The sequence below is a fragment of the Reichenbachiella versicolor genome, assembly GCF_003171675.1.
In the GTDB taxonomy this organism is placed as follows: Bacteria; Bacteroidota; Bacteroidia; order Cytophagales; family Cyclobacteriaceae; genus Reichenbachiella; species Reichenbachiella versicolor.
On the sequence record NZ_QFZQ01000011.1, the window covers coordinates 107,661 to 126,908 of the forward strand.

General features: G+C 35.4%; 20 protein-coding genes. 9 read left to right on the forward strand and 11 right to left on the reverse strand.

Annotated features, from left to right (window positions below; all coding sequences use genetic code 11):
- The first annotated feature begins 13 nt into the window (after positions 1-13).
- From DKG80_RS18955 to DKG80_RS18980, 6 genes are all read left to right on the forward strand, one after another.
- On the forward strand, positions 14-610 hold the full coding sequence (locus tag DKG80_RS18955) for a thymidine kinase (RefSeq protein ID WP_109832953.1): 597 nt from the start codon (positions 14-16) through the stop codon (positions 608-610).
- Positions 600-2,798, forward strand: coding sequence for a type IX secretion system anionic LPS delivery protein PorZ (gene porZ, locus DKG80_RS18960; protein ID WP_109832954.1), 2,199 nt, complete (start codon positions 600-602; stop codon positions 2,796-2,798). Before DKG80_RS18955 ends, porZ begins: the two co-directional genes overlap by 11 nt.
- Entirely contained in the window at positions 2,798-3,490 is a 693-nt protein-coding gene (recO, locus tag DKG80_RS18965; protein WP_109832955.1) for a DNA repair protein RecO, read from the forward strand. The genes porZ and recO overlap by 1 nt, the downstream gene beginning before the upstream one ends.
- A 138-nt stretch (positions 3,491-3,628) precedes the next feature.
- Positions 3,629-4,600, forward strand: a complete 972-nt coding sequence (locus tag DKG80_RS18970) for an isopenicillin N synthase family dioxygenase (RefSeq protein WP_109832956.1) — start codon at positions 3,629-3,631, stop codon at positions 4,598-4,600.
- Between the two features lie 121 nt (positions 4,601-4,721).
- A complete protein-coding gene (gene chrA, locus DKG80_RS18975) occupies positions 4,722-5,900 on the forward strand; it encodes a chromate efflux transporter (protein WP_109832957.1) in 1,179 nt (392 codons plus the stop codon).
- Between the two features lie 9 nt (positions 5,901-5,909).
- Positions 5,910-6,869, forward strand: coding sequence for an aldo/keto reductase (locus DKG80_RS18980; protein WP_109832958.1), 960 nt, complete (start codon positions 5,910-5,912; stop codon positions 6,867-6,869).
- A gap of 48 nt (positions 6,870-6,917) precedes the next feature.
- Here DKG80_RS18980 and DKG80_RS18985 read toward each other — a convergent pair whose 3' ends face one another.
- From DKG80_RS18985 to DKG80_RS19035, 11 genes are all read right to left on the reverse strand, one after another.
- Entirely contained in the window at positions 6,918-7,445 is a 528-nt protein-coding gene (locus DKG80_RS18985; RefSeq protein ID WP_109832959.1) for an OmpH family outer membrane protein, read from the reverse strand.
- 13 nt (positions 7,446-7,458) lie between these two features.
- A complete protein-coding gene (locus tag DKG80_RS18990; protein ID WP_109832960.1) occupies positions 7,459-8,007 on the reverse strand; it encodes an OmpH family outer membrane protein in 549 nt (182 codons plus the stop codon).
- A gap of 65 nt (positions 8,008-8,072) precedes the next feature.
- Complete coding sequence (locus DKG80_RS18995; RefSeq protein ID WP_245907041.1) at positions 8,073-10,685, reverse strand: BamA/OMP85 family outer membrane protein; 2,613 nt, start codon at positions 10,683-10,685, stop codon at positions 8,073-8,075.
- Positions 10,686-10,782: 97 nt separating this feature from the next.
- Positions 10,783-11,517: an isoprenyl transferase gene (locus DKG80_RS19000; protein WP_109832962.1), complete on the reverse strand. Its 735-nt coding sequence runs from the start codon at positions 11,515-11,517 to the stop codon at positions 10,783-10,785.
- A gap of 88 nt (positions 11,518-11,605) precedes the next feature.
- Positions 11,606-12,301, reverse strand: coding sequence for a type IX secretion system protein PorG (gene porG, locus DKG80_RS19005; protein ID WP_109832963.1), 696 nt, complete (start codon positions 12,299-12,301; stop codon positions 11,606-11,608).
- A gap of 29 nt (positions 12,302-12,330) precedes the next feature.
- Positions 12,331-13,470 (reverse strand): DUF6089 family protein, encoded by a 1,140-nt coding sequence (locus tag DKG80_RS19010; RefSeq protein ID WP_109832964.1) that lies wholly within the window; start codon positions 13,468-13,470, stop codon positions 12,331-12,333.
- Between the two features lie 71 nt (positions 13,471-13,541).
- Positions 13,542-14,417, reverse strand: coding sequence for an NAD kinase (locus DKG80_RS19015; RefSeq protein WP_109832965.1), 876 nt, complete (start codon positions 14,415-14,417; stop codon positions 13,542-13,544).
- 25 nt (positions 14,418-14,442) lie between these two features.
- Positions 14,443-15,108, reverse strand: coding sequence for a CBS domain-containing protein (locus DKG80_RS19020; protein ID WP_109832966.1), 666 nt, complete (start codon positions 15,106-15,108; stop codon positions 14,443-14,445).
- Positions 15,105-15,887: an alpha/beta fold hydrolase gene (locus DKG80_RS19025; RefSeq protein WP_109832967.1), complete on the reverse strand. Its 783-nt coding sequence runs from the start codon at positions 15,885-15,887 to the stop codon at positions 15,105-15,107. The genes DKG80_RS19020 and DKG80_RS19025 overlap by 4 nt, the downstream gene beginning before the upstream one ends.
- Positions 15,888-15,914: 27 nt before the next feature.
- On the reverse strand, positions 15,915-16,454 hold the full coding sequence (locus DKG80_RS19030; protein ID WP_109832968.1) for a CvpA family protein: 540 nt from the start codon (positions 16,452-16,454) through the stop codon (positions 15,915-15,917).
- The gene (locus DKG80_RS19035; protein WP_109832969.1) at positions 16,455-16,904 is read right to left on the reverse strand and encodes a GatB/YqeY domain-containing protein; all 450 of its coding nucleotides are present in this window, start codon (positions 16,902-16,904) and stop codon (positions 16,455-16,457) included.
- Between the two features lie 109 nt (positions 16,905-17,013).
- On the opposite strand from DKG80_RS19035, the gene DKG80_RS19040 reads away from it, so the two are divergent.
- Genes DKG80_RS19040 through DKG80_RS19050 form a run of 3 tightly spaced genes read left to right on the forward strand, consistent with a single transcriptional unit; the run spans position 17,014 to position 19,191 of the window.
- Positions 17,014-17,727: a pyridoxine 5'-phosphate synthase gene (locus DKG80_RS19040; protein ID WP_109832970.1), complete on the forward strand. Its 714-nt coding sequence runs from the start codon at positions 17,014-17,016 to the stop codon at positions 17,725-17,727.
- Positions 17,727-18,491: an alpha/beta fold hydrolase gene (locus DKG80_RS19045; protein ID WP_109832971.1), complete on the forward strand. Its 765-nt coding sequence runs from the start codon at positions 17,727-17,729 to the stop codon at positions 18,489-18,491. Before DKG80_RS19040 ends, DKG80_RS19045 begins: the two co-directional genes overlap by 1 nt.
- Positions 18,484-19,191, forward strand: a complete 708-nt coding sequence (locus tag DKG80_RS19050) for an SAM-dependent methyltransferase (protein WP_109832972.1) — start codon at positions 18,484-18,486, stop codon at positions 19,189-19,191. Before DKG80_RS19045 ends, DKG80_RS19050 begins: the two co-directional genes overlap by 8 nt.
- Positions 19,192-19,248: the final 57 nt, after the last annotated feature.

Consider the following 19,248-nt stretch of genomic DNA (forward strand, 5'->3'; position numbering starts at 1 on the left):
AATTTTCAAGTTAATGTTTCTCGAATCCACTATAGACGACCAAAATAATGCCAAAAATCAGCTTGGTTGGTTAGAAGTTATCTGTGGATCTATGTTTTCTGGAAAAACTGAAGAATTGATCCGCAGATTAAATAGAGCACGAATTGCAGATCAAAACGTGGAGATTTTTAAACCCGCTATCGACGTACGCTACAGTGAAGAAGATGTAGTTTCTCACAATCAAAACACCATTAGGTCAACACCTGTGCAATCTGCAAGCGAAATCCTACTACTTGGAGCGAATTGCAATGTAGTAGGAATAGATGAAGCACAATTTTTTGACAAGGAGTTGGTATACGTATGTCGTACTTTAGCGAATAATGGCAAGCGAGTAATCCTTGCAGGACTCGATATGACGTTTAAAGGCGAACCTTTTGAACCAATGCCTCAATTGATGGCAATAGCAGAATATGTAACAAAATTTCGTGCAATCTGTATGCGCTGTGGAAATGTAGCTTCATACACATATAGAACCACTACCAATGATGATCAAGTATTATTGGGTGAACAAGACAAATATGAAGCTCGTTGTAGAACGTGTTTCTATAGAGACTTTAAAAATGAAAAATAAAGCTGCTATTATACTCTTCTTTATCCCATTAAGTATCTATGGGCAAAATATACCAATTGGCACTTGGCGAACACATTTCAATTACACTGAAACATTGCTAGTGGAGGAAACTACCAATAGCATATTTGCGGCAGCTTCGTCTGGCTTAACCTACTATTCTTCAGAAGATAAAAGCCTTAATAATATATCTAAAATTGATGGTCTCAGTGAGGTATCTGTAAGTGCATTAGCATTTGATGAACCAAATGAAAGGTTAGTAATAGGATATAATAATGGTAATATTGATATAATAGACGATAGGGGCATTGTAAATTCTAGGGTCATTCTTGAGAGTTCTGTAATTGAAGACAAAACCATACATCATATTTCATTTTATGAATCTTTGATTAATGTATCTACGAATTTTGGAGTTCTTCAAATTGAACCTGAAAATGATGAAGTCAAAGAAGCATTTAGAAATTTAGGTGATATTGGACAAAGCTTACAAGTCAGAAAATCTGTAGTAATAGGAACAGAAATATTCCTAGCAACACCACAAGGAGTCATCTCAGCAGATTTTTCTTCTGGTAAGAACCTTTCAGACTTCAATAGCTGGGATCGATACGAGTCTTCAATAATAGATGACGTAGACATATTATCCATTGCTTCATTTGATGATGGAATTATTGCTTGTAGTGCAACAGAACTTTTCTCTTATGGTTTCAACTCTTGGAAAAAAATCGATACCCCCGATTTACATCCAGAAGAAGAAATAACTCTACTTAGATCTGGATCTAATACTGTTTTAATATTAACATCAAATCGCGTATTTGAATTAAAAAGTAATTTAGAGTTATCGGTAATTAAAACTCCTACAGAAGATAGGCCTCAAGACATTCTCAGAGACAAAAATGGTCAAATTTGGTATGCTGATATTAGAAGTGGATTGACATTACTAGTAAATGAAGAACCTTCAAGATTTGTATTAAACGGACCTGGTGAAAATATCTCAAAACTCAACCAAGTCATTGACCAAACTATTGCTCTCCCTTCTATTATTTCAAATGCTCCTTTTAACAATAACAAAGGTTACAGTTCATTTACTAATGGAGTTTGGAAAACGAACTCACCTGAAACTATTAGTGGCTTAGAAAATATATCTCAAGTGTATAATGACGGAAATAGAGAGTGGATTGTATCTTTTGGGGGTGGTATTTTGGACTTCACAAATACAATACTATACGATGAAGAAAACAGTACATTAACATCAAACGTAGGCAATATTCTGACTAGTTATATTACTTCTGACAGCAACGGAAATATTTGGGTAACTGAACAAAATAATAATTCTCCGGTTCATCAATTAAATCAAGAAGGTATTTGGACAAAACATAACTTAAGTTCCACACTTTCAGATGTGACATCCATTAATAATGACTTTTATGATAATCTATGGATGAGTCTAAAAGGAAATGGTTTAATAGGGTATAATCCTGAAACAGGTTCAGAATTATTAGTTAATTCAACAAATTCCGAACTTCCCTCAAACCAAGTTAATGATATTGCATTTGGTACAGACGGTGCCATCTGGGTCGCTACAGACTTAGGAGTAGCATACTTTCCTTTTTCATTTGGTATTATTGAAAACCCCACAGCACTTATCCTTCCGATTTTTGATGAAGGAATTCTTTTTGAAGAAAAAAAAGTGAATTCTATTGAAGTAGACTCTGGAAATAGAAAATGGATGGCTACTACTACAGGTGCATGGCTTTTCTCTCCAAGTGTTGGAGAATTGATTCTAAAGTTTGATATAAATAATAGCCCTCTTCCTTCTAACAATGTATTGGATATAAGTATAAACCCTATCTCTGGTGAAGTTTTCTTTTTGACTGATCAAGGTATAGTATCCTATAGATCTGAATCTGTACAGGGGTCTCAATCACATAAAAATGTAAAAATCTTTCCTAATCCAGTCAGACCTGAATTTAGCGACTGGGTAGGAATACAAGGAGTTGCAAATGATGCAATCATAAAAATTACAACCGTCTCTGGTCGATTGGTCAGAGAAATCAATGCTGCAGGAGGTGGTGCTTCTTGGAACATCTCAGACTACAAGGATCGACGTGTGAATACTGGAGTTTATCTGGTTTTTAGCTCCAACTCTGATGGAAGTGAGACTTATGTGGGAAAAATAGCTGTTTTCAACTGATGCTTCACAAAACTCGAGGAATAGTTCTTAGCTATATCAAATACAAGGAGACTTCTATTATAGTAAAGATCTATACTGAAAAATTTGGTCTACAATCGTACTTAATAAACAGCATACGAAGCTCTAAATCTAAGAAAGGGTTGGCTCTGGTACAACCGCTTACTCTCCTAGAAATGGTAGTATATCAAAAAGCTGGAAATTCAAATGGACTTCAACGAATATCTGAGTACAAACCGGCGGTTCATTTCTCTTCTATTCCATTTGAAATCAATAAATCAAGTCTTGCATTATTCATATCTGAGCTTCTTAACGTTGTTTTGAAAGATGAGGAACATCATGGAGGCGTTTTCGAATTTCTATTTAGATTGATAATATTCCTTGATAATAAAACCTCTGGATACAATAATGTTCATATATTTTTAATGGTTCAGTTGACGCACTATCTCGGTTTTGGCATTCATAATATTGAAGAATTAGAAAAACACATTATAGTGTCACAATTCGCTACAGACTATGAATCAATATATAAGTGTATAATGTCACTCAATATTCTAGAAATTGGAGATCAATATAACATTGATAATGCTCTTCGAAGAGATGTCCTCAATTACATGATACAATATTATATTTTGCACATAGAAGGTTTTAAGCCTCTTAAATCACTAGATGTCCTTAGTCAAATTTTCAAATAGACATATTTTTAAATTAATACTAAGATCTTAAATTCGACCTAATGTTCCACTTTGTCTATGATCTTTCACTAGAATGACAAGAGTCATTTTTACTCAAAGATCTGCTTTACTATTTTAGATTTAAAATATCTCAATTAAATGTCCGAACAACTATTCGACGAAATTCCTTCACTAGACTTAGCCGATTTTAATGCCGGCTCAGAAACGACAAAAAGCAAATTTGTAAAAGATTTAGGTAATACTTATCAAAATATCGGCTTTGTAGCAATCAAAAACCATGGCCTCTCAGATGAGTTGGTCAGGCAACTTTACGAAACGATCGAAGAGTTTTTCAAACTTCCTGAATCAATAAAAACCAAATATGAAAAGCCTGAACTATTTGGACAGCGTGGCTATATTGGCAAAGGCAAAGAACATGCAAAAGGCAGAACTACTGGAGACCTTAAAGAGTTTTATCATATTGGACAATTTGTAGAAGGCAATGATTCTTTAGCTAACAAATACCCTCATAACATTTGGCCTGAAGAAATCAAAAAATTTGAAGCAATTACTCGAGAAACTTATCAAACGCTTGAAAAAACTGGCAAAACAATGCTGCAAGCTATTGCTTTATACTTAGAACTTCCCGAAAATTATTTTGAGAATAAAGTTCATAATGGGAATAGCATCTTACGCCCTATTCACTATTTCCCAATAGATGATCCAGACAGTGTCCCTTCTGATGCTGTAAGAGCTGCTGAACATGGAGATATTAATTTAATAACATTACTGATGGGGGCCAGTGCGGATGGCTTACAAGTCCTTCGGCGTGATGGCAAATGGATTCCTATAACGGCTCTTCCAGATCAGATAGTGGTCAATGTAGGAGACATGCTTGCAAGACTCACCAATGATAAACTTAAATCTACTATCCATAGAGTAGTCAACCCCCCTAAAGAACTAATGTCCACGTCAAGATATTCTATTCCTTTTTTCATGCACCCACGTGCTGATATGGATTTGACATGCTTGAAGAATTGTATAAATAAAAACTACCCTAAGCTGTATGAAGACATGACTGCTGGTGAGTTTCTACATCAACGACTAGCTGAAATTGGATTAATAAAGTAATATTTATCTCACCGAGCCAAGGGGCAGGAAATCAAACCCAATGAGCTATTGCCCTGCGATTAAAATCAGGTAATTAAAATTGGTTTTTCCATCTGAATTATAAATAGAAACTTATGAACAGATGAAAGTAAAGAAGGTTAGATACATCATTTTTCTCAAGGATGTCTTGATTCTAGCAATATCTGCTTTTGGTGGACCACAAGCACATATCGCAATGATGCTGGATCGTATGGTCGAAAAGCGTGGATATATCGATGAAAAAGGACTACTTGAACTTCATGCCTTATGTCAGTTTCTTCCAGGTCCAACCTCTACTCAAACATTGACTGCCATAGGTTTCAAGGTAGGTGGTCCCAATTTAGCTTATTTAACATTATTGATATGGATTCTCCCCGCCTTTCTAGTGATGTCTACGGCTGGAGTAATGGTCTCATTACTTAAAGAGCAAGATATATCACTTGAATTCACAAGATTCATTCAACCAATGGCAGTAGGTATAGTAGCTTACTCTGCCTATCGCATCATCAAGAAAGTAGTCAAAACTCGAATAGCATTGATTATTATGTTACTTTCTTCAATAGCTAGTTTTTTCTTTAAAACCCCATATGTATTCCCTATTATCATTTTAATAGCAGGGTGTATTACCGCGATCGATTATAAACGACATGAAAGGGAAGAAAAAAATAAAATCGACATCCAATGGTCTAATTTTTTCCTCTGGGCGGGTGTGTTAGTTTTTGCAGCCTTATTAGGAACTGTTACTGAATGGAAAGGCATCAGACTCTTCGAAAATTTTTATCGGATCGGCTCATTAATTTTTGGCGGAGGTCAAGTATTAATTCCTTTCATGTATACAGAATTTGTAGAATTCAAAGAATACCTTTCCTCAGAAGAATTCTTATCAGGACTCGGACTAGTACAGGCTGTTCCAGGGCCGGTTTTTTCCATCACAGCCTTTGTTGGCTCAATATCCATGAAAGATTACGGAATTACTGGACAATACCTAGGTAGTTTTTTATCTGCTGTAGGAGTATTCTTACCAGGTGCCTTTTTAATTTTCTTCGTTATTCGTTTCTGGGATGAGCTAAAGAAATTCAGAATAGTAAAAGCATCACTTGACGGGGTAAATGCAGGAAGCGCGGGTATGGTTCTAACGGCAGCTGTTTTACTTGCTATTCCTTCAGGATCTAATTATTTGGACTACTTCATCATGATCTCCACTTTTGGTCTATTGATGTGGGGTAAGGTTCCTACTCCCTTTATTATCTTAGGCGGTCTAGCACTAGGTTTCATTCTATAACTATTCCGTATGAAAACGATCAAACAAATTGGGCTGGGTACTGCTATGATCGGCCGTCCACATTATATCAATATACGTCAAGAATCACCTGAAGCGTTTAATATTGAAGATTTTAAAACCAATGCCTTTCAAGTACTAGATAAGGCATATGAAAGAGGAATTAGATATTTTGATACTGCTCCTGGCTACGGAATAGCAGAAGACTTTATGCTTGAATGGTTAGATAGAAAAAATGACGCATCTATAGAAATAGCTACAAAATGGGGCTATACCTATACTGCTAACTTCGATCTTAACGCCTCAAAACATGAAGTAAAAGAGCATTCAATAGATAAACTCAACGAACAATGGGAAAAATCAAAAAGCTTCCTACCCTATCTCTCCACGTATCAAATACACTCTGCGACTTTCGAATCTGGAGTATTAAAAAATGATTCAGTATTGAATCGACTGGCCGAACTTCGTGAAAAACATAACTTGAAAATTGGTATCACGGTATCAGGTGATCAGCAAAAAGAAATTTTGGAGGATGCTTTATTAATAATAAGAGACGGTCAGCAGCTTTTTGAAGTCTATCAAGTTACATATAACATTCTTGAAACTAGTCTTAGACACATTATTGATTCCCTCAATCAAAGCTCTTACCGTATAGTGATAAAGGAATCTTTAGCTAATGGACGACTTCTTCCGAACAAATCATTTCCTAAATATCTTCTTTTATATGAATTGCTGGAGAATCTCGCTGAGAAGTATGATGTAGGAATAGATGCTATTGCTATGCGATATTGTATCGATACTCTCAATCATCCATATTCAGTGCTTAGTGGAGCAGCTATATCCAATCATTTATTAGAAAACCTAAGCGCTCTTCGTTTTAATCTACTTGATTCAGAAATTGAAAAACTCAAGCAGTTCTCTATTGTAAGAAAGGAATACTGGAACGAGCGAAAAGAAATGGTATGGAACTAAAAAGCCTCCATTAAAGGGAGGCTTATAAATATTATTTCTTACTTCTAATCACTTAGCAGGAGGAGTTATTCCTAATTTTTTGAAAATCAAATTTGACACGTCATATTCTTCTTTAGCATCTAAAAGTATATCTACACCTGGTACGCCAGTACTAAAGATAAAGTCATAATTGCTTTCTGCTCTTACAGCCTTAATAGCAGTACTAATCTTTTCAAATAAAGGTGAATACAATTCACTTTGTTTCTTTTGAAGCGATCCCTGAGCTTCACGCTGAAAAGATTCCAATCTCTGTTGTAAACTTTGAAGTTCAGCTTCTTTATCTGCCCTCATTATTTCAGTCATAGTTTGAGCACCAGCTTGATACTCTTGAAGCTTAGTCTGAAATTCAGATCCTTTAGCCTTGAGTTGGTTTTGTAGCTGTGTCTCATAAGCTTTATACTCGGAGTCCACTTGCTTAGCTTCTGGCATTTGGCTTAATACATACTCTACATTTGTATAACCTATTTTCATTTGCGCAGAAGCACCAAAAGAAATCAATGCAGTAGCTGCTAAGGCTATTATAGATTTGATTCTCATAATTATTTCCTAATTAGTTATTACTTATTACATCGTTTTTATCACCAAGTCCTAGTTCTTCCAATACATAGTCCGTATAGTCATGTACAGGATCGGTGTATATCATTACCAAGTCACCCGACTTGTCAAATACAATTTGAAGACGCTGGCTTTTAGCAACTTTTTCTACTGCTTCAAAAACCTTATCTTGAACTGGTTTTATTACCTCTTGTTTCTTCAAAAAGAACAAACCCTCATATCCAAAAACTTTGTTTTGATAAGCTTTTACTTCATCCCAACGTTCTTGAATTTCCTTGTATCTGTCATCCTTCATTTCTTTGGTCAGCAAAACCTCTTCCGCCTGATAAGAGGCTTCTAGTTCTTCTACCTCTTGATACATTGCTTGGATTTCTTGCTGCCATTTTGATGACAGTTTATCTATTTCCGATTTTGCTTCACCGTATTCTGGCATTTGCTGAAGTACATACCCTGTATCAACATACCCAAATTTTTGCGCATAGGAATTGACTCCTGATAAAAGGAGTATTACAAAAACAAGGCCATATATTTTTAGATGATTCATCTATTGATCAAAAGACCGTCAAAAATAGTCGTTTGTATGTTTTTTAAAAGCTTAAGTCTCAATAATTATCTAAGTGTTTGACCAATTGAGAAGTGAATTTGCCCTCCACTTGCTGGCTGATTCGGAGTATACTCTCCAGCCACAGGCTGCGGATCATAGCCATACCCCCAATCAATTCCTAACAAACCAAATGCTGGCATAAAAATTCTAACTCCAAAACCACTTGATCTATACATTTGATTTGGATTATAATCGGAGAAATTCAACCAGTTATTTCCAGCCTCAGAGAATGCTAATACATAAATTGTTGCTGAAGGATTTAATGATACTGGATATCTTAATTCCATTGTGAATTTATTATACAAAGTTCCACCACGTATATTCCGTTCCCTGTCTATAGGAGTGATAGAATTATTCTCATAACCTCTAAGACCTATAATGTCCGTACCTAATAAAAAGCTAGTCCCAGTCAATCCATCACCACCAACTTGGAATCTTTCAAAAGGACCGACACCAATTGAAGGTTTATAAGATCCTAAATAACCAAAATGAGCACGAGTTTCCAAAACTAAATCTCCAGCTATCTGCATATAATATTTAGCATCAAACATCCATTTATGATATTCTACCCATTTATATCTATCAGCATTATCTGCCGTAGAATAATCAATGTCATTAAATGTTGAATACGGAGGCGTAAGAGCCAGACTTAGCGATACTGAAGACCCGGTCCTTGGATACATTGGATTATCTACGCTATTTCTAGCAAGTGTTGTATTGAAAGATATATTATTAGCGATTCCAGTATCAAAACCTAACTGGTTTCCAAAATACTCGTCAAGTGCATACCTGAGGTAACTTACAGAATTACTTAATGTAAAGTAATCATCTGGCCATTGTATTCTTCTACCCAAACTAACTGTAACACCTTGCACTTGGAGCGAACCCGTAAAACTTCTGAAATTTCTCCCTGACGGATTAAACCTTTGAATAGAATAATTATAACTAACACCAAAAGATTGAGGTTTTCTACCTCCTAACCAAGGTTCAGAGAAACTAACTGAATAACTCTGATATTGAGTACCGTTTGCTTGTGCTCTCAATGATAATTTCTGACCATCCCCTACTGGAAGTGGCTTCCATTTATCAAAATGAGTTAAATTTTTAAGTGAGAAGTTGTTGAACGTTAGACCAAGAGTACCAACAAAACCAAAGTTTCCTCCCCATCCTCCTGATAATTCAATTTGATCACTAGGTCTTTCTACTAGCTTCCATTCAATATCTACAGTCTCGTCCGCCGGATTTGGAAGAGGATTTGGTACAACCTGTTCTGGGTCAAAATATCCCAATTGAGAAAGTTCTCTTTGAGTTCTTATTAATTCAGATCTATTAAATTTTTGACCCGGGAGGGTTCTGATCTCACGCATGATCACATGATCATATGTTCTATCGTTACCAGTAGCATAAACTTTTTTAATTGTAGCTTGAGCACCTTCGTAAATCCTCATTTCTACGTCAATAGAATCCCCTTCTACCATTACCTCAACAGGAGTAACACTAAAAAACAAATACCCATTATCCATATAAAGAGAACTTATATCAGGTCCATTAGGATTAAAGTTTAATCTCTTATCTAAAGACTCCATATCATATACATCTCCTTTCTCAACAGATAAAATGCGATCAAGAGTAGCATCGTCATGAATATAATTACCTACCCAATAGACATTTCTGAAGTAGTATTTTTTTCCGGGATCCACTCGGATATCAATATCTAAAGACTTAAAATCAATGTTTACTATTGTGTCTTCCACGATCTTAGCGTCACGGTAACCTTTAGAATGATAAAAAGCTATCAAACTCTCCTTATCTTCTTCATATTTTTCTTTTACAAACTTGTTGGACTTAAAGACATTTAACTTGATATTTTCTTGAATTATCCCATAGAATGTATCCGTCCATGTAGTACTGTCTTGTTTAAGTTTTTTCTTTTCAGTACCTGACTTAAAAGCATTGAGAACTATTCCTCCAATCGCACTTGGTACTTTGATTCTTGGCCGTTCACCAGAGTTTTTCATTTTGCTCTTAAGCTTTGAATCACTGAACTCAGTATTTCCGACAAAATTGACATTTCTAATTTTTACTTTATTTTTCTTATCAACTTTGATTTCCATTATGATACTATTTCTTAACGAAGAATCTTGACGGTAATCCATCTGTACTTCGGTATTAAGAAACCCCTTTTCAAAGAAATAACTTTTGACCTGAAGCTCGGTATTCTTAACCATTGCATTAGTCATCACACGACCTCTTATCAACTCTATATCTTCTTTGAGATCCGATTCTTGAGACTTTGAAATACCACTAAACTCAAAACGACTAAGACGTGGCCTTTCCTGAAGAGCTATTGTTAAATAAATACTTTCTCCCTCTACCTTATTAGCTAAAATTTCAATATTACCTATAAGCCCTTGCTTCCAAAGCTTCTTTAAAGCGTTAGAAATTTCATCACCTGGGACTTTAATTTTATCACCTACTTTGAGACCTGATATGGACTTAAGTGCCACAGCATCCAAAAATTCAGCACCTTCAACGTCTATTTGAGCAATAGTATATTCCTTAGGACTAGAATAGCTCAATGAAATATTCGCATTTCCAGATGATCTCCGGCTAGGCATATTGTATCTAATTTGAGCTAACAAAGATTGAGCTAGCAAAAGAAATACAATTAGTACTTTAAATTTTATCATGATGTGATTCCTTCTCGTCTTCCCTTCAACTTAATTGTTCACTGGTTTGACCAAATCTTCTTTCTCTACTTTGATACTCGATTACTGCTTTAAACAAATCATCTTTTCTGAAGTCAGGCCAAAGAACATTCGTAAAGTACAACTCTGCATAGGCCAGTTGCCAGAGGAGGAAATTACTTATGCGTACTTCACCACTTGTCCGTATCATTAACTCTACTTCTGGAGCAGTATTTTTATCAATATATTCTTCAAATTTTGAAACTGACATTTCAAAAGGATCCAATTCACCAGACTTAATTTTCTGAGCTAAACCTTTCATACACGTCGCCAATTCCCACTTTCCGCTATAGTTTAATGCCAAATTAAGAGTCATTCCTGTATTCTTTGACGTTTCTTTTACGCCTTCATTCAAGTTTCCTTGAGCTTCCTCAGGTAAATGCGTGATTTCTCCCAATGGTTGTAGTCGGATATTGTTTTTTTGAAGAGTTGGGATTTCCTTTTTTATAGTAGATACTAAAAGATTCATCAAAGCATCAACTTCTACCTTCGGCCTATTCCAATTCTCTGTTGAAAAAGCATAAAGTGTCAAATGTTTAACCCCAAGCTCAGCACAACCTTCGGTAGTGTCCCTAACAGCTTGAATGGCGTTTTTATGACCAAAAATTCTCTTGGCACCCCGCTGTTTAGCCCAGCGGCCGTTACCGTCCATAATTATCGCAATGTGGGAAGGAATATTTTCTTGATCTATCTGCTCTTTCATGCTTTATGGAGTCCAGTATGCTCCGAATTAAGAGCGCAAATTTGTACTTTTTTTTGGTCAATCGGAATATAGCATTACTATTTCATACCTAGTACATTGACTTATTAGGAACATATTGATAAGTACAAGGTATTTTATAGAGAATCCAACTAATAGAAATTCCAAAATGATAATACCAATCGTCATCTGCTGGATTACCAAACTGATAGTTTTTATTTGTGACATCTCCATCTGAAACCTCATCCAGTTCATCAAAAAACGTCTTTCTCGCCCCAAACTCAATTGAGGCAGTAAACTGCTTACCTATTAAATGCTTAAAACCTAAACCAAAGGGTAAAATCGGCTGAATTGAATTATAATCTGAATTTGAAGTGTTGAAAAATTTGGCTACTCCTGCACCTGCAAATAAATATGGAGACCAACGAATAAGAGACCTGTCGTTTTTGTAATCAATAAAATGATATTCAAACACTGTGGAAACTTCTAAAAATTTCCTCTCAAATGAAGCTTGTCTTTGTTCTCCCAGGATATCTATTGGGTTGTTATCATCTCCTTTAATCCCCCCATAGAGAAAACCAACCTTCCAAGCTACATCCTGACTAGTATTAACTCTTGCTATTCCTTGAATACCAAAACTTTGATCGATAATGTTGTAACCTCTATATAAATCACCCGAATAACTCACTGCCCCTAGGCCCAGTCCGAATTCATATTTCTGTGCCGAACAGAGATGCCCATATAAAATAAAAGCCGATATGAAAATCGGCAGTATTTTTTTAACCATAACCTGTAAACAGTCTAAAGAGTATATTATTATCTAAACTTCCCTTTAGACATTCCTTTTTTATCCAGAATATACACCACCCTTATTTGAGTAGTGACATAAAAGTCATTTGTTTTCCCTCCTCTAGTAAATCCTTCGTAAGAATCTGTCCTTGGTGAATAGTTTTCACCATGTGTGTAAAAAGAATCCCCAGTCCAGCTTGGATCAGCCAACAAGTCAGGGTTTTTTACATTAGTAGTAGTAACATTATAAAGGGCATTATCTCTGACCTGAGAATCACCTTTCAAATAAGCATTAGCATTTGCTCCTCTTTCTGACATTGCTCTAGCCAAATGATTTGTTCCAAATTCATCTAGGTCTTTATAAGTACCTCCAACATCATCGATATAGTCTGTGAATGTATATCTCAATCCAAATTCAAGATTTACATCTATATCTCTTGTTACTTTAACCTTGACACCTAACCCAATTGGAACTGCAAACTGAAATCTGCTGTAACTTTCATTACTTGTATTTAAAGGCTGCAAAGCAACCCACTCTCCTCCTTTTCCAGTTGGGTTTCCAGCCTGATCTGTCTCTGGAGCAATAGCCTTAGGATTATTGTAAAATCCCGCTACACCCAAATAGACAAATGGATTTATTGGAAACCTTCCTCTTGCTCCACTATTACTTGGAATCAAGTCTAATTCAAACCCTGCTGAAATCTCAAGAATATCATTTCTGAAATGGAAATTTCTGGCATATCTACCTCTATCACTGGCATCTTCAGCATTCACATCCCCTGAGTCTCTGTAATCTGAACCTTGAAGCCTAATCCAATTAAAACCTCCTCGCAAAAACACACCCGGATACACTACCTTGGAATACGTTAAACCTAGACCTCTTGGAATAAATGAGCCTGCATAATCAGCACTGAATTTGGAATTTCCTGCGGTCAAGTCTCCCATGTAAGTTCCAGTATTAATGCTAAAACCTACAGTTTTATATTTTGGATTACCTACTCCACTGTAGCCAACTTTACCGCCGCTATACTTTGAAAACTTTTTTTGGTTATTTTTTTTGCTGTAGCCATAATTGCTACGCTTTCTTCTCTTATACTGTGCTTCTACATTAAAAGACAGAGTCACAGTGACAAGTAAAACCAGAGATAATATAAGTTTGTTATTCATTTCAAATATTCAAACGACCACAGGATCGAGTTTTATACATTCGCAATATAATTTATTTGGAGTCATTATTCCTAATTTCGAATATCTAGCCCCCAATTTAGCTTGTTTCTTAATGTATCGAAAAAATTATAGCCCTTTAAGTTAACAAGTTTTACACAAAAGTTCTCTTTTCTAACAGATAGCTTTATACTATTATCTACCGTATAAGACCGATAATCTAAAGATGTCAAAAACGTTCTTCCTTTTCCTTCAATCTCAAAACTAATAATACTTGAGCCTGAAACAATAAGTGGTCTAACATTCAGATTATGAGGACTAACTGGAGTGATAATAAAGTTGTCAGAATGGGGTAAAACCAGTGGGCCTCCCGCACTTAAAGAATAGCCAGTAGAACCTGTTGGTGTTGAAACCATCAAGCCATCAGCCCAATAAGTATTCATATACTCTCCATTTACATAGCAATGCACTATTATCATGGAGGAAGTATCTCGTTTAAGAATTGCTACTTCATTAAGGGCAAAATTTAAACCATCAAATACATCCTGATTACTATCTAAATGAAGCAAAATTCTACTATCAAAAGAAAACTCTTTCCTAAAAAATTTCTCTAATGCTATATCAATTTCATGCTTGGCTGTGGTAGCCAAAAAACCTAGTGTACCCAAATTAACTCCTAGAATTGGTATCTCTAGATGTCCAATTTTAGTAACCGTCTCTAGCAAAGTTCCATCACCACCTAGACTAAAGAAATAGTCTACCTGAACTAGAACATCTTTATTCTCAATAATGTTTTCTATTGGGAAATTGGCACTATATTTTTTCAGCCTATGTGCTAACTGCTCAGTGAAATAAACCTCAGAACCATTACCTTTAATAGTATCTATTACTTGCTGTACATAAACAATAGATTCAGAGTTAACATCTCTTCCGTGAAGGGCAATTCTCATTTAAGCTTGGTGGTTTATTCAGAAATTAAATTTCCAGATATTTTAAGAGAGTATCAAGTCTCTCTTTTTGATAATCATCCTCATTTTCAAGCCCAAAGGTAGAAACAATATTGTAACCATGTCTGCCAAAAGATGATATTACTGCATTACTACTATGCGGATCAATTTTAAGTGTGACTCGAATTGTACCAGATTGCCCTTCAAAATCTTCTATAAAACTGCTTAGAACCTTACCATCTTCTGTTTCAACGATTCTACTCAATTCAGTCATTGAATAATCTTGAATATTCATGGATATAATGATAATTACTCCAGGACTTTGAATAGAAGACATTTTTGAAAAGGCCTCAACTACATCCTGAATTGTTATAGCTCCAATGTATTCTTCATTTTCGTTAACAACTGCTACTAGATTGGAATTAGAATCGTAGGCTCTTTTAATTACATCATAATAGTGCTCATTTTGATCCACAAATACTTGTGAACCTACTATTTGTATGTCTTCAATGGTCTCTGCACCAGAGAATTCATCAAACAAAAGATTTTCATTGAAAAGACCTAAGAACTTTCCTTGATCAACAACTGGTAATTCATGAATATGAAATTCCCCCATCCACTGTTGCGCCCTATCTACATTATCTTTGAGCTTTAGGGGAGGGATACTATAGTTGATCAAATCTTTTGCTCTCATGCTGTTACTGTTTCTTCCAAAAATTCCTCTAATATCTCATTGTAGCGATCCGGCTGCTCCATCATCGGAGCATGACAGCACTTATCAATGAATCTTAAAGTTGAGTTCTCAATTAAACGATTAAACTCATGCGCTACATGTGGAGGTGTAATAGTGTCATTTAACCCCCATATCAATAACGTCTTGTTTTTAATTTTATGCAATTCATCTGCCAAATTATTTCGCTGAGCAGACTTGGCTATACCTACAATACGTAAACAACAAGGAATACTTTTCAATGTCTCGAATATTTCATCAATATATTCCTTTGTCGCTGTTTTAGGATCATAAAACGTATACTCTACCTTTTCCTTTATGAAATCATAACTGCCTCTTTTTGGAAATGATGCCCCCATAGAGTTTTCGAATAACCCAGAACTACCTGTCAAAATCATTCTGTCAACTTTTTCAGGGTATTTCAACACGAACATCAATGCCATATGCCCACCAAGAGAATTACCCATGATGTCAAATTTATCGTAGCCTTTAAATTCAAGAAACCCTTCTAAAAATTCAATTAGTTTAGGTAAACCAGCTTGTTTGACAGGTAACTCGTAAATTGGAAGCATAGGAATTACAACTTTATACTTCCCGGAAAATTTATTGATAACTGATTCCCAGTTGCTAAGTGCACCAAATAGCCCATGAAGTAAAAGCATAGTTTTACCTTCACCTTCTTCGATGTAGCTATACTCACCTTCTTTTTTTACTTGTATTGTTGCATTCTTAATCTCTGGCATAATGTCAAAAGTTATTTATTCTAACGATCAAACCCCAATAGGAATTTGATTAATTGATTCTTGTGTCTGCTCAAAATACTCCATAAAGTGAGGGAACATATTGGAAAAGAAACCAAATAATCCTGGAGCAAAAGCTTTAATTGGTTGATAAAGAATACTAGTTTCTGTAGTTTCTTCTTTTAGTGAACCACCAAAATTGTTAAAAACCCAAAAAAAGATACTAATAAATAGTGCCCATTTTAAGATTCCTAGAATGCTTCCTGCTATATCATCAAGACTGCCTAATAGAGTCATATCTAAAATAGTTTTAAGACCTTTCCCAATCAAATTCAATGATAAAACAACACCAATGAAAATTATGGCGAAAGAAATAACAGGTAAAGCGTGTTCATATCCATCAATGTATTTGTCTAAAAGTTGAATCACATAATCTAGCAATTTAATTCCTAGTAACATCGCTATGAAAAAAGCTGTTAAGGAAATGATTTCCATTAACAAGCCTTTTTTATATCCCGAATATGCTCCAATCAGAAGGAACACCAATATGATAATATCTATAGTATTCAACTAGGAAAGTAATGTCTTGACCATTGCAGAGATAGCCTTTCCATCTGCCTTTCCAGCCAATGCTTTAGTTGCGGCTCCCATTACCTTTCCCATATCTTGAGGTCCTGAAGCCCCTATTTCGGCTATTACTTTTTGCAATTCTGCTTTCAACTCTGCTTCAGACAATTGCTTTGGCAGATACTCACTAATAATTTCAAACTCACTTTGCTCGATATCAGCTAAATCATCTCTTCCCTGTTCTCTATAAAGAGCTATTGAATCTTTTCTTTGCTTAGCAGCCTTCATTAAAAGCTTCATTTCCGAATCCGTAGAAATTTCTTCGGCAGCGCCTTTTTCTGTTTCAGCTAACATGATCATCGATTTAATAGCTCTAAGTGCTGTTAGTCTTTCTTTCTCTTTTGCCAACATTGCTTTTTTTATGTCGGCATTTATTTGGTCTTTAAGGCTCATCTTTCGTACAGATTAGAATCCTAGTAAATGTTTAATTTTACGCCCGATCAGCTACAGGCTCATCTAGGGCTCAATTTGGGATCGAATATACGATAGCTTATCAAATAGTATGACAAAACTGAGTGTAAACGTAAATAAAATAGCCACGATAAGAAATGCACGTGGAGGTAACAATCCAAACCTTATTCAAGTAGTTAAAGATTGTGAAAGATTCGGTGCCCAAGGTATTACTGTGCATCCAAGACCAGATGAGAGACATATAACCACTCAAGATGTCTATGATATCAATGAAATTTGTACCACTGAATTCAACATAGAAGGTTATCCAGATGAGAGATATATAAAAATGATTGAAGAGATCAAGCCTCAGCAAGCTACATTAGTTCCTGACCCTCCTGAAGCTATAACTTCGAATGCTGGATGGGATACTATTAAAAATAAAGAGCTGTTATCTGAAATAATTTTAAGATTAAAAGCAACTGGTACAAGAGTCTCAATTTTTGTAGAACCAGATACAAAAATGATTGAGGGAGCTGCCGAAATTAAAACTGACAGAATAGAACTATATACAGAACCATATGCTGAATTATATCCAAGTAACAAGAAATCTGCAATCAAAGATTATTTAACAGCAAGTCTACTTGCAAAAGGTTTAGGCTTAGGTATCAATGCAGGACATGACTTAGACTTAAACAACCTTAAGTATCTAAAGGAACAGATACCATTCATCGACGAAGTATCGATTGGACATGCACTTGTATGTGATGCACTTTACTCAGGATTAGAGAACACAATCCAAATGTATCTTAGACAACTTATATAATGGAACTACTTAACCACAAGGTTTTTGGAAACGGACGACCTCTTATTGTTTTACACGGATTTTTAGGATCGTTAGATAATTGGCTCACACTTGGAAAAAAGTTCGCGGAAGAATATCAAGTGATCTTGGTTGATCAAAGGAACCATGGGAAATCCTTTCACAGTGCTCAATGGGGATATGATGAAATGGTAGATGATCTAAATACTTTAATAGAACATTACAATTTTGAAAACCCAATTTTACTTGGTCACTCAATGGGTGGAAAAACAGTCATGCAATATGGGGCGTATCATGATGAAAAGGTCAGTAAAATTATTGTCGCTGATATTGCACCAAAGTTTTATCCTATACACCATCAACAAATTTTAGCCGGGCTAAATGCCATCCCTATAGACGAAATAAAAAGTCGAGAAGATGCTGATCAAATACTGAAGCAATACATCTTAGAAGATGGTGTAAGAACTTTTTTACTCAAAAATTTATCTCGCTCTTCCGAGGGGTTCTCATGGAAAATGAACCTTAGTGTATTAAGCAATCAAATTTCAGAAATTGGAAAAGAATTAAACTATAGATTACCTATTGAAACAGAGACATTGTTTATTAGGGGTGGGGCTTCAAATTATATTCTAGATGATGACTGGAACGAAATTGAAGAGGTTTTCCCAAATTCTAAACTAGATACTATTAATGGGGTCGGGCATTGGCTTCATGCCGAAAAACCATCTGAGTTTTATAATAAAGTAATGACATTCATTAATGAATAAGGGTAAATTATTCCTCATCCCAACCGTAATAGCTGAAAATACCGAGACAAACGTAATCACTGAACAGGTCCGTAATGTGATTAAATCTTTGGATTATTTCTTAGTAGAAAACATCAGAACAGCCAGACGCTACATAAGTAAGCTTAAACTAGGTGTTCCTATTGAAGAATTACAATTTGAACTTTTAGATAAAAACACTGATACTAGCACAGTAGAAAAGCTTCTTTCTCCAGTAGTAAGAGGCAGAAACGTAGGAATCATATCCGAATCAGGCTGTCCAGGAGTTGCTGATCCAGGCTCAATTGCTGTAGCTAGTGCACATCAAAAAGGAATTCAAGTAATACCGATAACTGGGCCATCATCTATATTGATGGCACTAATGGCCTCAGGTTTCAATGGTCAATCATTTACGTTTCATGGATATTTACCAATAGACAAGAAAGATCGAATCGAAAAGATACGATCAATGGAACGAGACGCGCAGAAATTGAATCAAACTCAAATTTTTATGGATACTCCATACAGAAACCAAAAACTTTTTCAAGACGTAATTAAGACCTGCTCAAATGGAACCATGCTTTCAGTGGCTAGGGGGATTACGGGAGTTAATGAGCTAATTCTTACAAAAGACATTTCCAACTGGGAAAAAACTAAAATTGATTTAAATAAGATACCTACCATTTTTTCAATACACGCTTAATATTTGATTTTTAAATGATTGAGCAAAACTTATCTTTGCCCGCTATTACACATCAAA